The organism is Thiosocius teredinicola (assembly GCF_002009425.1).
GTDB classification, from domain to species: Bacteria; Pseudomonadota; Gammaproteobacteria; order Chromatiales; family Chromatiaceae; genus Thiosocius; species Thiosocius teredinicola.
Genome location: NZ_CP019936.1, coordinates 323,332 through 336,103 on the forward strand (window position 1 = coordinate 323,332; position 12,772 = coordinate 336,103).

The 12,772-nt window shown below is 59.8% G+C and carries 11 protein-coding genes; 4 read left to right on the forward strand and 7 right to left on the reverse strand.

Features of this window, described 5'->3' with window-relative positions:
• Window positions 1-1,064: 1,064 nt before the first annotated feature.
• The gene (locus B1781_RS01520) at window positions 1,065-2,192 is read right to left on the reverse strand and encodes a GGDEF domain-containing protein (RefSeq protein WP_078117991.1); all 1,128 of its coding nucleotides are present in this window, start codon (window positions 2,190-2,192) and stop codon (window positions 1,065-1,067) included.
• Between the two features lie 241 nt (window positions 2,193-2,433).
• Here B1781_RS01520 and B1781_RS01525 point away from each other — a divergent pair, with 241 nt between their 5' ends.
• Window positions 2,434-2,877 carry a DUF4124 domain-containing protein gene (locus B1781_RS01525; RefSeq protein WP_078117992.1) on the forward strand — a complete coding sequence of 148 codons (444 nt, stop codon included), beginning with the start codon at window positions 2,434-2,436 and terminating at the stop codon, window positions 2,875-2,877.
• Here the strand turns inward: B1781_RS01525 and B1781_RS01530 are convergent.
• Both B1781_RS01530 and cysQ read right to left on the reverse strand, forming a co-directional pair.
• The gene (locus tag B1781_RS01530) at window positions 2,853-3,860 is read right to left on the reverse strand and encodes a thioredoxin family protein (RefSeq protein ID WP_078117993.1); all 1,008 of its coding nucleotides are present in this window, start codon (window positions 3,858-3,860) and stop codon (window positions 2,853-2,855) included. The genes B1781_RS01525 and B1781_RS01530 overlap by 25 nt on opposite strands.
• 92 nt (window positions 3,861-3,952) lie before the next feature.
• The gene (gene cysQ / locus B1781_RS01535) at window positions 3,953-4,738 is read right to left on the reverse strand and encodes a 3'(2'),5'-bisphosphate nucleotidase CysQ (protein WP_078117994.1); all 786 of its coding nucleotides are present in this window, start codon (window positions 4,736-4,738) and stop codon (window positions 3,953-3,955) included.
• 98 nt (window positions 4,739-4,836) lie between these two features.
• Between cysQ and yrfG the strand changes: the two genes are divergently transcribed.
• A complete protein-coding gene (gene yrfG, locus B1781_RS01540) occupies window positions 4,837-5,505 on the forward strand; it encodes a GMP/IMP nucleotidase (protein WP_078121870.1) in 669 nt (222 codons plus the stop codon).
• A 15-nt stretch (window positions 5,506-5,520) separates the two neighbouring features.
• Here yrfG and B1781_RS01545 read toward each other — a convergent pair whose 3' ends face one another.
• From B1781_RS01545 to rhlB, 4 genes are all read right to left on the reverse strand, one after another.
• Window positions 5,521-8,016, reverse strand: a complete 2,496-nt coding sequence (locus B1781_RS01545) for a putative bifunctional diguanylate cyclase/phosphodiesterase (protein WP_078117995.1) — start codon at window positions 8,014-8,016, stop codon at window positions 5,521-5,523.
• Between the two features lie 18 nt (window positions 8,017-8,034).
• Window positions 8,035-8,892 (reverse strand): PhnD/SsuA/transferrin family substrate-binding protein, encoded by an 858-nt coding sequence (locus tag B1781_RS01550; RefSeq protein WP_078117996.1) that lies wholly within the window; start codon window positions 8,890-8,892, stop codon window positions 8,035-8,037.
• A gap of 67 nt (window positions 8,893-8,959) precedes the next feature.
• On the reverse strand, window positions 8,960-9,340 hold the full coding sequence (locus B1781_RS01555; RefSeq protein WP_078117997.1) for a YkgJ family cysteine cluster protein: 381 nt from the start codon (window positions 9,338-9,340) through the stop codon (window positions 8,960-8,962).
• A complete protein-coding gene (gene rhlB, locus B1781_RS01560) occupies window positions 9,337-10,707 on the reverse strand; it encodes an ATP-dependent RNA helicase RhlB (RefSeq protein ID WP_078117998.1) in 1,371 nt (456 codons plus the stop codon). The genes B1781_RS01555 and rhlB overlap by 4 nt, the downstream gene beginning before the upstream one ends.
• Before the next feature lie 193 nt (window positions 10,708-10,900).
• On the opposite strand from rhlB, the gene trxA reads away from it, so the two are divergent.
• Together trxA and rho are read left to right on the forward strand one after the other, a co-directional pair.
• A complete protein-coding gene (gene trxA, locus B1781_RS01565) occupies window positions 10,901-11,227 on the forward strand; it encodes a thioredoxin TrxA (protein ID WP_078117999.1) in 327 nt (108 codons plus the stop codon).
• A gap of 186 nt (window positions 11,228-11,413) precedes the next feature.
• On the forward strand, window positions 11,414-12,676 hold the full coding sequence (gene rho / locus B1781_RS01570) for a transcription termination factor Rho (protein WP_078118000.1): 1,263 nt from the start codon (window positions 11,414-11,416) through the stop codon (window positions 12,674-12,676).
• Window positions 12,677-12,772: the final 96 nt, after the last annotated feature.

Sequence of the window (12,772 nt, forward strand, 5' to 3'; positions counted from 1 at the left end):
ATTATTGGTGGGAGCAAATGCTCCGTTCGCTTACCAAGACCCTGGCGCTACACATTTTCTTTCACGACTGTTTCGATGCGGGTGCCGACTGTCGAAAGGTTGGGCGCCTGTTCAGTAGGCGTGCTGCGAGGGTGTTGCAGCAGTGGTGTCGGTAAGAAGAGGAGCCCGAAGACGGTTGGCTAAACGAGACGGGCACCCTGTGGGTGCCCGTCTGGAGAGTTTTACTTGGTAGCGAGCCTGTCGAACCAGCATGAGAACCAACCGATGACGAATGGTCGTACGCGTTCACGAACGCCATCGTCGAGCCTGTTGCTTCGCATGCAGACGCAGATTCGGCTTCCAAGCCTTAAAAGCAGCGACACATTTCCACTATTCTTCAGCACGTTTAATTTCCCGATCCTTGTAGTTTGCAAATTAATCTATCAGACAACCTCGGTTGTCGACACGTCTTTTCGCGACTATTTCGAAATTTAGAATCAACCCCGGAACATCGATCTCCAAAGTCGATTGCACTTCTATCAGTTCGCGATCTTTGACGTTCTAATCGTCAATCCGTTTCCTTTTGTACGCTTTGCATTGCCGTGTTGTTCAACGCGGTTCACAACAATGTCAGCATGAACCTGCGGCTTTCCTCGTTCGTGATGGGTGCACGAGCAGAGTGTTTACGCGGTCAAAACCGGCCTGTGAGCGCGCTATCGTCTAAGCCATAGGAAATGTATCGACCGCCGAATCAATAGATGAAGACAACAGATGCAAGAAATAACCCAACGCAAGTTAAGCTAATTAGGTTGTAAAGAAATATAAAGAAAGGCGCCGGTAGGCCGGGAGCGGCGTGTCGTGTAGGGCGTGTGGTTTTACCTAAATGTTACAAATGTAATAAAGCCAACAACGGCCTATAAAACCGTAAACAGCGTTGGGATATTGAGCGCCAGCCACGTTGCCGCGCCGCCCCGCGGTTTGCTGTCTTTAGCTGATAGCGCCTGGCGGGCTTTGCCGCTTTCAAGCACAGCTTGCGAACGGCAACGGCACCCGCCCGATGAGCAGGGAGGGATGAAGGCATCGCCTCAGGCAGAGGCGGGGTTAGCGCACACCACGCGATTGCGACCCGCCTGCTTGGCCTGGTACAGCGCCTCGTCGGCGCGCTGAAGCAATTGGTGGCCGGCATCCCTGGCAGGCTGCCGAAGATCATCGGCCAAGGCCGCCACACCAATCGATACCGTCAGCGGGATCGTGCCGCCGTTGTCGAGCAAGATGGGCTCGGCGGCGACGCTGCGACAGATCTCACTCGCCAGTGCACCGGCGCTGTCGGCCGCCGTCTGCGGCAATAGCACGGCGAATTCCTCGCCGCCATAACGCGTGGCAAGGTCACTGGTTCGCAAGCGTGCACGCAGCCTTTGCGCCAATGCCGAAAGCACCAGGTCGCCTGCCGTGTGGCCGTGCTGATCGTTGATCTGCTTGAAGTGATCCGCATCGACGAACATGCACGACAGGGCGTGGCCGTAGCGTTGGGCGCGGGTTACCTCTTGTTCCAATCGGTGTTCGAGGTGTCGTCGGTTGTATAGCCCGGTCAGGCTGTCGGTCAGGCCCACCAAGCGCAGGCGTTCGCGATTGACGGCATTCTCTAGACAGATCGCTGCCACGCTCGCCATGTGGGCGAGGAAATCTGTCGCCTGCCCATGGACGAAGCGTTTAGGGTCGTGACTGCCCAGACACAGAAAGCCGGCGACCCCATCGGCCTGTCGCAACGGCAGCAATGCCACGCTGCCACCCAAGCGACGGCGGAACAATGCGAGATGCCTGTCGTCGTCCCAAGCGCCAAGCCAGGGGCGCTGCGCGTCGCAGAATTTCGCGGTGGTGTCGCGAACGTCGGTACACAGTTCGACATTGCGCATAAACGCGGCTTTTTCCTCGACCGCCGTCGCCAGCAGGTCGCGGATCACGTTGAAGGGGTCGAGCAGATACAGCCGGGCGCTATCCAGCTCGAAAGAGCGCCGCATGCCGCTGGTCAGGCGTTCCAACAGGCGAGCTAAGTCAGCGGCGCCCAGCAAGGCGAGTTCGCGTTCCTGAAAGCGCGTCATTGCCTGCTGGTTGTGCAGCGCGTCGCGGCCGAGTGACTCTAGTAGGCCACGGAGCATGCGGTTTTCGTGCTGGATGTCCGACTCGGGCATGCGTTTGAAGGCTCGGCGTAGCATTTATCGGTTATCGGCCGGCCCGCGTCAGGCTTTAAAATCCTGATTTGCCTGCGCCCCGGCGCCGGTCGCTTGCTGTGCCGATAGTAACTTGTCCCGGCAGATGGTGCCCCAGCGCGCGTCGGCAGTACGTGAAACGCTCGAAAACTCAGGAACCTAAAGCACGACATGGCGGCAGATCGGTCAGCGAGTCACGGCCCGACGATACAATCCGTGTCCGATTCACGCATTCCAGGGAGGGATCATGCGTTTCATTGCCTTAGGCCTGTTGCTGCTCACGGGGTTCCATCACGGCGCTCTCGCAGACCAGATATATCGATGCAAGGGCGATGCGGGGGAGCCGGTCTTCTCATTCCAGCCATGCAGCTCGGCGCAGGGTTCGGCCGTCTACCGGGCGACGGCACCGACAGAGGCGGCACAGGGGCTGAGGCCCGGCGAGGCACAATGGCTTGATGCACGTGACAGACGTCGAGCAGGCGCCAAGCCTGCATCGCGCAAGGTACGACGCTCCGGGAGCAACTCGGCGGCCTCGGCGGCGAGCAAGCAGGTGTATCGCTGTCAGCGGACTCGCGCCAAGCTCGACAAGGTGCGTTCGACATTGCGCCGCGGCTATAAACCGGCGGCGGGGGAACGTCTGCGACGCAAGCGGCGCGAGTACGAAGACTACCTGGACGTATTCTGTTCCTGAGTGACTTCAGGGTCTTCTTTCAGCACGCGTCGGGTGCGCGCGCTCCAGCGCAGGAAGTTCGGTTCGGTAACGTAGCCGCGGCTCAGCACGTAGTTGAGGACATTGCGCAGGCGGAAGAAATGTACCACCGAGTCGACACGGATGATCTCCTTGCCTTGTTCGTCGAAGAACACGATCGACGGTGCGTAGAAGATGTCGAGCTCTTTGGCCCATTGACTTGCCGTGGTGCGCTCACCGTTGGGTTTGATCACCGGTGTATCCGACCACATATCGAGTTGCACGCTCTCGAAGCGGTTGAACAGACGGCGCAGCGTTTTGCGGCGCAGCGGCTGGGTGTGCAGGATGTCGCATGCATGGCAATCGCCCTGCTCGAAGAAGACCACCAGCGGTAGCTCGGAAGGAAATCGCGTGCGATCCAGATTGTAGGGCGGCTGCGCAAAGAACGGCTCTTCGACCAGGTCGCCTGCTTCGAACCTCAGCGTCTTGTCGCCACGGGCCATGTAGACCGAGAACTTTTCACGGCGGTAGTGGCCGCCGGCAACATATTCCAGCGCGGCACGAAACTGATACGGCGGATAGTAACCGCGCAGCCGCAGCGCGATCTTGCCGTCAGCGTCGTAGAACACCAGCGAGGGTGTGAAATTGGTGCCGAGTTTCTGCGCGTATTCGCGTTCGCTCAACGTCTCGCCGTCGGGCATCGTGACCTCTTCGGGGCTCCAGATGTCGATCGGGATGACGTCGAAATTTCGCCGGGTGTAGGTCACGATGTCCGGCGTCTTGAAGTTCACTTCCATCAGCATCTTGCAGTAAGCGCAACGCTTCTGGCCGAAATACACCACGATGCCTTTCTTACCGCCTTTGACGGCCTCTTGCAGGTCTTCGTCGAGGGCGAGGAAACTGGTCTTGAACCAATCGGGGTGTTGCAGCAGATCGTCGAGCGGCGTGTCGTCGAACTGCAGCGGGTCGGAGACCGACTCGTCCATCGTGGCGAACGCGCCGGCAGTCAAGGCCAGGCACCCCAGCAAGAGTGCCAGTCGGCCTATCCGGCTTGTGCACCACGCGTGAACGACTCGGATCAAAGATATCTCTCCCAATCTTCGGAGGCGTCACCGAATACCAGAAAATGCGGATTCAGCAGGGACTCTTTGGTGTTATATCGCAACGGCTCGAGGTGCGTGTCGGTCACCTTGCCGCCGGCGGCCTCTACCACGGCTTGAGCTGCAGCCGTGTCCCATTCAGAGGTTGGGCCAAGTCGAGGGTAAATGTCGGCCACCCCTTCTGCAACCAGGCACAGCTTCAATGAGCTGCCCATGCTGACGATTTCATGCTCGCCCAGGCGCTCGAGAAAGCGCTTCAGGCTGTCGCCAGCGTGCGAACGGCTGCCGGCAACACGCGCGACCGCACGGCGATTGCTTTGTACGGCGATCGGCTGCGTGCCTTTCTCTGGATCGATTTTCCACGCACCTTTGCCGACTTGTCCAACGTAGCTCACGCCGCTCACCGGCACGTGTACGACGCCGACGGTCGGACAGCCGCGGTCGACCAAGGCGATGTTCACGGTGAATTCGCCGTTGCGCTTGACGAACTCGCGGGTGCCGTCGAGCGGGTCGATCAACCAATAGCGCGCCCATTGGCTGCGCACATCGAACGGGATGTCGGCCCCTTCTTCGGATAGGACAGGCGTGTCGGGATCGAGTTCTCCCAATCGCTGAACGATGATGCGGTGCGATGCCAGATCGGCGGCAGTCAGCGGCGATTCGTCGTCCTTGTGTTCGACGGCGAAATCCTGATGATAGACTGCCAGAATGGCGTCGCCGGCTGCTCGTGCGATATCGAGTAACTGCTCTGCCTGTTTATCCATGAACTACCTCTGCTTGGTGATTCGCGGCCATTCCAGGCGGCGGCCGCGGGCATTCCATCATACAAAAATCCCCGTTGGCTTGGGGCGAGGAACATCGCGTGCTTGACTGGCAAAACATCGATACCGTGCTGCTGGATATGGACGGTACGCTGCTGGATCTGCATTTCGACAACCATTTCTGGCTCGAGCACGTACCGCGGCGTTACGCCGAGATGCATGGTCTGAGCGAAGCGGAGGCACGCAGCGAACTCCACCAGCGTTACAGCGACATTCAGGGTACGCTGGAATGGTATTGCGTCGATCACTGGACGCGCGAGCTGGGCCTGGATATCGCCCTTCTGAAGGAAGAGGTCGACCACCTGATCGCAGTGCATCCGCACGTAGTTGATTTTCTCGACCTGCTGAAACAGGCCGGCAAGCGGCGTGTTCTGGTGACCAACGCCCACCAGAAGTCGCTGCAATTGAAGATGAACCGCACCCGCTTGCGCGACCGCCTCGATCACGTCGTCTGTGCGCACGATCTGTTGCTGCCCAAAGAGAACGATGCGTTCTGGGGGCGTCTGCAAAAACAGGAAAGTTTCGATCCGCAGCGTACCCTGTTCGTCGACGACAGCCTGGCGGTATTGCGGTCGGCGCAACGCTACGGCATTGCGCACCTACTGATGATCTTGTTTCCCGACACGCGCCAGCCGGTGCGCGAACGCGCCGAGTTCAATGCGGTGCATGGTTTCTCGGAAGTATTGCCGTCGCTGCGCGCGGCACTCTAGACAGCTATCGGGCGCTCACGTATTGCTGGCGGCCGGTCGGCCGACCAGGTATCCCTGCAGATAGTCGCATTGCTCCGCGGCCAGGAAGGTGCGTTGATCATCGGTCTCGACGCCCTCGGCCACCACCTTCATGCCCAAGGCGTGCGCCAGTCGGATGATGGCCTGGATCAGCTTTTCGTCGTTGTGCACCTTACCGATCCCGGCGATGAAGCTCTGATCGATCTTGACGTAGTCGAAAGGGAAACGACGCAGGTGCCCGAGCGAGGCATGCCCCGTGCCGAAATCATCAAGCGCGATGCGTACGCCCCGGCGTTTCAGTTCATGCAAGACACGTGACGCGGCGCGCAGGTCGCTTTCCAGCGTGTCTTCGGTGATCTCGAGAATCAGGCGCGATGGCGCCAAGCGGCCGGTGTCCAGGCGATCGAACAGACGTTGGGCAAAGGCGTCGTCGTGCAGCAGGCGGGCGCTGAGATTGATCGACAATGGCGTATTGGCGTCGGGACTCTTGTCCGGGATCTGATCGAGCGCCCAGTCGCTGATGGCGCTGCACAGACCGGCGTCCGCCAGGGCGTCCATGAAAGATGCCGGGCGCAGCATGCCTTGCTGGGAATGCGGCCAACGCAGCAGCGACTCGTAACAATGCAGGTGACCGTCGCCCATGGCGATCACCGGCTGGAAATGCAGTTGGAGTTCATGCGCCTTGACCGCATCGCGCAGCTCGTTCTCGAGGGTATGCTGGGCCACGGCAGCTGCGGTGAGTTCTTCACTGACATAGCGATAGCTCGACCCGTCGTCGCGTTTGGCTGCGTACATGGCGGCATCCGCCTGCTGGATCAGGTGATCGGGGTCGGTGCCGTCGGCGGGCGCTACGGCGATGCCGATCGATGCCCCGCTGTAGAACACGTGACCCTCGAACTCAAACGGTTGCTTGATTGCACTCAGTGCCTTGGCCGCAAGCAACGACATCTCGTCGCGCACATTGAGATTCTCGAGCAGCACAGCGAACTCGTCGCCCCCCAGCCGGGCGACGATGTCGTCCTGTCGAAACACCTTGCTCAGACGCTTGGCGATCTCGATCAACATCTGATCGCCGGCCGCATGGCCGTAGCTGTCGTTGATCTGTTTGAAGCGGTCGAGGTCGATGAACAGCAGGCCGAGCATCGACTCGTGCCGCACGGCCTTGTCGACGGCCATCGCCAGCTTGCGCCGGAACAGGGTGCGATTGGGAAGACCGCTGAGCGAATCGTGGTGTGCCAGGTGATCGAGTTGGCGTTCGCGCGAGCGTACCTGGGCCTGCATCTCGGCGAAGGCGTTGAGCAGGTCGCGTGTTTCACTGACTGCCGGCGGCATAGGCTGTACGGTCTGCGCGTTCCTTGCGTGTGCCTTGAGGTTTTCGGCAAGCAGGCGTATCGGCCGCAGGATCAGTCGGTCGACACTGAAATACCCGATGATGCCGAACAACAACAGGATGGCCAGCGCGGCCACCAACACGGTGCCCAGGCCGAGGCTCACCTTGGCCAAGGTGTCGACCTGTTTTCTCGATTGTGACTGCAGTTCGACACGCAGGATGTCGAGGCGTTGCGCCATGCGCCCGAGCAGCGGTTCGATCTGTTCGGACATATAGGTCGTATCGGTTCGCCAGGTTGGGCTGTCGAGCAGTGTCGCGAGGCGTTGATAGGCATTTCGCCAAGCTTCGGCGTAGGCGGCGAGCGAATCGATCTGGGTCGCTACGACCTTGTCCGAATCCGGCGTAGAGACATCCGTCAATGACGCGAGCATCTCGTTTACCTGGCCGGCATACAGCGTTACGTTTTGTGCCCTTACCTGCATGCCGGTCTGCGGATCGATGGCATGCGCACCGAAGCGATTGGCGATGATCAGCCTGAGTTCGTCGGTCATGCGCAGCCACGCTTTGCGCAAGCTGTAGAGCCGCTCGAGCGTCTTGACGACATCTGCTTCGGCACCGGAGCCGGTGCTGTCTATCAGGGCATCGAGGTGAGCGACGAACAGACTGTTGTTCGGTTGTAGTTCATTCTCGATGATCTCCGATGCCGGAAACCAACGTGCCGGGTCCGAGCGGATCTCGATCAGGGCATCGACGCGCCGGCCAAGTTCGGCGGTGCTGTCATACAGCGATCGCGTGATCAGGGCGGCGTCGAGGTTGTGACTGGATTCGCCATCGTCGGCCAATCGATTGAAGGCATTGCGCACCTGCCTGCTGCTCGTCTCCAGGCGTTGCTGCGTCTCCGGTGCCGGGTTCATCAGGTAGCCGTGCAGCAGCAACTGCATCCGATGCAGCTGGGCGTAACTGTCGTTCAGGTAAACCAGGCTCTGTTCGCGCTGCGTAGCGGCACGCAGGCTGCGCGTGCTGACATCCGCGATATACCGATAGGTAACCAGCGCCACGATAATGAACAACAGCGCCAACACGCTGACGATGACGGCGTAGCGCAAACGGTAGCTCGGAAGCTTCTGCTGCTGCAGTGGTGACGGGATATCGGAATGACGCATCGCAGGCGACCAACAAGGTCAGTAGGACTCGCCCGTGATTCTGCGCACCACCGAGCGGATCAGGTCGTAGTCGCTGTCTTTGGCATCTCTGATGCCCGTCATGCGCATGCTTTGCAGCACGGCGCGGCCTTCGTGCGACAGGTTCAAATCACGCAGGGCCTGAATCAGCTTTTTGCGTAGTTCTGGTTCGATATCCGGGGTGACCGCCCACGGCAGATGCGGCAGGGGTTTGCCATAGGCCAATACGCGCAGTTGCTCGGTGCGAATCTGGCGTTGCACGCTGGGCAGCAGGGTGACCACGTCGCCGGCCGCTGCCGCGTCCGCCTGACCGTAGTACAGGCCGATCGTAGCCTTCGGCGGATTCTGTGCGAACTGTTCCAGGTAGTCTCCGGGTTGCAGTCCGGCCTCGCGCAGCATATCGACTGCCACGATATAACTGACCAGTGCGCTCTTGCCGCCGCCGAACAGGATCTTCTGTCCTTTCAATGCTGCCAAGGTTTTGAATGGGGCGTCACGCCGCACCCAGATCGTTGTGCGCAAGGTGTCTCTGCCGAACTCTTCGTTGCGCGCGATAACCAGGTGGCCGTACTGCCGGTGGGCGCGAATGTAGTGATACTGGTTGTAGTGAATAAGGTCGTAGTCGCCGCGCTCGATCGCGGCCCAGAAGGCGGGATAGTCCGCCGGCGTATGCAAGGTGACGGGTACACCGAGTCGCTCGGTCAGATAGTCCGCTAGGGGTTGGAAGAAGCGCTGCGTGACTTCAGCGGAGCGACGGGGAAAGACGCCCAACTTGATCTCGTCGGGCGCTGCGTGTGCCGGCAGAGAAAGCAGGAACCCGATGAACAGCAGCAAGAGAAGTCGTGTTGCGGTAATCATGGTTGCGGGCGATCAACGGTGAGTGTCAACTTTCGCCTGTGCGCATCGCGACAGCCGAAGCCGGGCGTCAGCTGTCCCACCGCTTGAAACGTTTACGACAATACGCCAGCAACTCGGCGTAGTTGCGGAAATGCAGCTCAAAGTGCGTTTCTGCAGGTTCATCGTACTCGCACCAATCATTCTGATAGTCGCGGCACACCTGCGGGCGCTGCGCGTAGATCGCGCAGCCCCCCGAAGACTGTAGATGCTCGCATTGGCCGCGCACCAGCAAATACCAGCCGCTCTCGTCGCGATACACCTCGATGTGCTCGTGCGATATCTGCCACAGTACATGGTCGAAGTCGGCCTTCGAGCGCAGTGGCCCGAGGGCCTCCGTCATATAGGTACAACAGGTCGATCCATGGCAGCGGCTGCACTTGTTGTCGACCGGGATGACGGCGTCGGTCATGCAGGCGCAGAGCCGTCGGCCTTGGGCGGACGACGTCTGCGGCGCCGCGGTTTTTTGGCGGCTGCCTGGTCGCCCTGATTCTGCGGCTTGTCGCCGCTGTTGCCGGAAGGTCCGCGCCGCGGTTTGCGGCCGCCACCGTCGCGGCGTTGTACCCGGTCGGCTTTGTCGATACGCACCCGGCTGGCCGGATCGACGTCGGCCAGCAATTCACTGGCGACAGAGTCGACCGGCACCTTGTGCCCGATGTATTGCTCGATGTCGGGCAGCGAGAACGCGTAGGTCTCACAGACGAACGAGATTGCATCGCCTTCGGCGCCGGCGCGTGCGGTGCGTCCGATACGGTGGACATAGTCCTCGGCGTCTTCGGGCAGGTCATAGTTGATGACGTGGGTGACCCCCTCGATGTGCAGGCCGCGTGCTGCCACATCGGTCGCCACCAGTACCGATACCTCGCCACTGGAGAATCGCTTGAGCAGGTTGATGCGCTTCTTTTGCGGAACATCGCCGGACAGGATTGCGGCCTGATAGCCGTTGCCTTCGAGATAGCCCCAGACCTTATCCGCCTCACGTTTAGTATTGATGAACACAATCACGCGCGCGTTCTCGATCGTGCGCATCAAGCCGATCAGCAGCGGGATCTTTTCGTCGTTGGCCACCATGTAGGCGGTTTCTTTCACCCTGTCCGCCGTGATCTGTTCGGCTTCCACGACGATTTTCTGCGGGTTGTTCATATGCTCGTAGGCCAGTTCGGTCACGCGGTAAGACAACGTGGCCGAAAACAGCAGCCCCTGGCGTTCGGCAGGCGGCGGGCAGCGGCGCAGCAGATAGCGGATATCCTTGATGAAGCCGAGATCGAACATGCGGTCGGCCTCGTCGAGCACCAGGATCTGGATTGCCCGCAAATCGAAAACATGTTGTTTGAAATAATCAATGATGCGGCCCGGGGTGCCGATCAGGATGTCGACGCCCTCTTCGAGGGATTTGCGCTGGGACTCATAACCGGTACCGCCGTAGACCACGCGCACCTTCAAACCGGTGTGCGCCGCCAATACCTCGGCATCATTGAATATCTGAATCGCGAGTTCGCGGGTCGGTGCCAGCATCAAGGCGCGCGGCTGGTTCGGTCGACGCGACATCTCCGCGGGTTCCTGGTCGAGCAGGTGCAATGTGGCCAGCAGGAATGCGGCGGTTTTGCCGGTGCCGGTCTGCGCCTGGCCGGCTACGTCGCGACCGTCGAGGGCGATCGGCAGGGTTTCCGCCTGTATCGGGGTACAGTATTCGAAGCCGGCGTCTCGTACGCCGTCCATGATGGCCTCGGAAAAGGGGAAACTGTCGAATCGGGTCTTGCTCAGGTGTTTTTCGCTCATGGCCGGGAAGCATACCTGAAATCCCGTCAGGACAAGCGCTAAGGGCTTGAATTAAGCGGACTGATCGGCTCAAATGCCGGTATCCGCGCAAAGAGGTTGTGGTCCGGCAACGCCGGGCATGGGCTTCTCCCACGCGACAGGGAGCCCTTCGGGCGACCTATATTGTGTATTCCGACTTATTTGGAGAACGTCAGTGAGTGACAAGATCGTTCATGTAACGGACGACAATTTTGAAAGCGAAGTGCTGCAATCGTCAGAACCGGTGCTGGTGGACTACTGGGCAGAATGGTGCGGCCCCTGCAAGATGATCGCCCCGGTCCTTGACGAGATTGCCGGCGAATACGACGGACGCGTCAAAATCGCCAAATTGAACATCGACGACAATCCGAACACGCCGCCGCGCTACGGCATTCGCGGCATTCCCACGTTGATGCTGTTCAAGGACGGCGAGGTCGAAGCGACCAAGGTCGGCGCCGTGTCGAAGTCGCAACTTACCGCTTTCATCGACAGCAACCTGTAAACCAGCGAACAGGCGGCGCCCCGGCGCCGCTGTTTTTACCCTTTACGCGCACGCAGAGCGTGCTAAACTTCCGGCTGGCTCCCCCTGAGCCGCACTTCCTATTTTTACTTTTCAGCAGATGCCGGCGCTTTCGCGCCTTTCCCCCGGACAACTCCGACAGAACTAGCGTGTTCCCCAAGGCTGGACATGAACTTAACCGAACTTAAAAAAATGCCCGTGCCAGAGCTCAATGAGCTGGCGCAATCCATGAACATCGAGGGCGTCGCGCGCTCCCGCAAACAGGACCTGATCTTCGCCATCCTCAAGGCACACGCCAAGAAGGGGGAGGACATCTACGGAGACGGCGTTCTGGAGATTCTTTCCGACGGCTTCGGCTTCCTGCGTTCCGAAGATTCTTCGTATCTTGCCGGCCCCGACGATATCTACGTGTCACCGAGCCAGATCCGGCGCTTCAGCCTGCGGACCGGCGATACGATTTCCGGAAAGATTCGTCCGCCGAAAGACAATGAACGCTATTTCGCGATGCTCAAAGTTGACGAGATCAACTTCGACAAGCCGGAAAACGCGAAACACAAGATTCTGTTCGAAAACTTCACGCCGTTGTTCGCCAACCAGCGCTTCCATCTCGAGATGGGCAACGGCAGCACTGAAGACATCACCGCACGCACCATCGAACTGTGTGCGCCGATCGGCAAAGGCCAACGTGGCCTGATCGTATCGCCGCCGAAAGCCGGTAAGACGATGCTGATGCAGAACATCGCGCAATCCATCGCGATGAACCACCCGGAGTGCTACCTGATCGTTCTGCTGATCGACGAGCGCCCGGAAGAGGTCACCGAGATGAAGCGTTCGGTACGTGCCGAAGTCATCTCCTCGACCTTCGACGAACCGGCGGCGCGTCACGTGCAGGTTGCCGAGATGGTCATCGAAAAGGCCAAGCGCCTGGTCGAACACAAAAAGGACGTGGTGATCCTGCTCGACTCAATCACGCGTCTGGCACGCGCCTACAACACCGTGATTCCGTCGTCGGGCAAAGTGCTGACCGGTGGTGTCGACGCCAACGCCCTGCAGAAACCCAAGCGGTTCTTCGGTGCTGCGCGTAACGTCGAAGAAGGCGGTTCGCTGACGATCATTGCCACGGCACTGGTCGAAACCGGTTCGCGCATGGACGACGTGATCTACGAAGAGTTCAAAGGTACCGGCAACATGGAGGTCCATCTCGACCGCCGCATCGCCGAAAAGCGCATCTTCCCTGCGATCAATATCAATCGCTCCGGCACGCGCCGCGAAGAGTTGCTGATGCCGGAGAATGAGCTGCAGAAGATGTGGATTCTGCGCAAGATTCTCCATCCGATGGACGAGCTGGCCGCCATGGAGTTTCTGTACGACAAGCTCAAGGCGACCAAGACCAACCAGGAATTCTTCGACGCGATGAAATCCAAGGCGTGACCCACGCCTGGTCGTCCTCGGTGCGTTCCACGGGCACCGCCTGGCGGCCGACTACCCTGCTTGTCCATTCGCTGGCTCGCGCATTCCGTCAACCGG

Bases quoted from the DNA above. Each gene is read 5' to 3' on its own strand.
- rhlB (WP_078117998.1), bottom strand. From the start codon at position 10,707: ATGAGCGAAAAACACCTGAGCAAGACCCGATTCGACAGTTTCCCCTTT.
- B1781_RS01550 (WP_078117996.1), bottom strand. From the start codon at position 8,892: ATGATTACCGCAACACGACTTCTCTTGCTGCTGTTCATCGGGTTCCTG.
- B1781_RS01520 (WP_078117991.1), bottom strand. From the start codon at position 2,192: ATGCTACGCCGAGCCTTCAAACGCATGCCCGAGTCGGACATCCAGCAC.
- rho (WP_078118000.1), top strand. From the start codon at position 11,414: ATGAACTTAACCGAACTTAAAAAAATGCCCGTGCCAGAGCTCAATGAG.
- B1781_RS01530 (WP_078117993.1), bottom strand. From the start codon at position 3,860: ATGGACGAGTCGGTCTCCGACCCGCTGCAGTTCGACGACACGCCGCTC.
- B1781_RS01555 (WP_078117997.1), bottom strand. From the start codon at position 9,340: ATGACCGACGCCGTCATCCCGGTCGACAACAAGTGCAGCCGCTGCCAT.
- B1781_RS01545 (WP_078117995.1), bottom strand. From the start codon at position 8,016: ATGCGTCATTCCGATATCCCGTCACCACTGCAGCAGCAGAAGCTTCCG.
- cysQ (WP_078117994.1), bottom strand. From the start codon at position 4,738: ATGGATAAACAGGCAGAGCAGTTACTCGATATCGCACGAGCAGCCGGC.
- B1781_RS01525 (WP_078117992.1), top strand. From the start codon at position 2,434: ATGCGTTTCATTGCCTTAGGCCTGTTGCTGCTCACGGGGTTCCATCAC.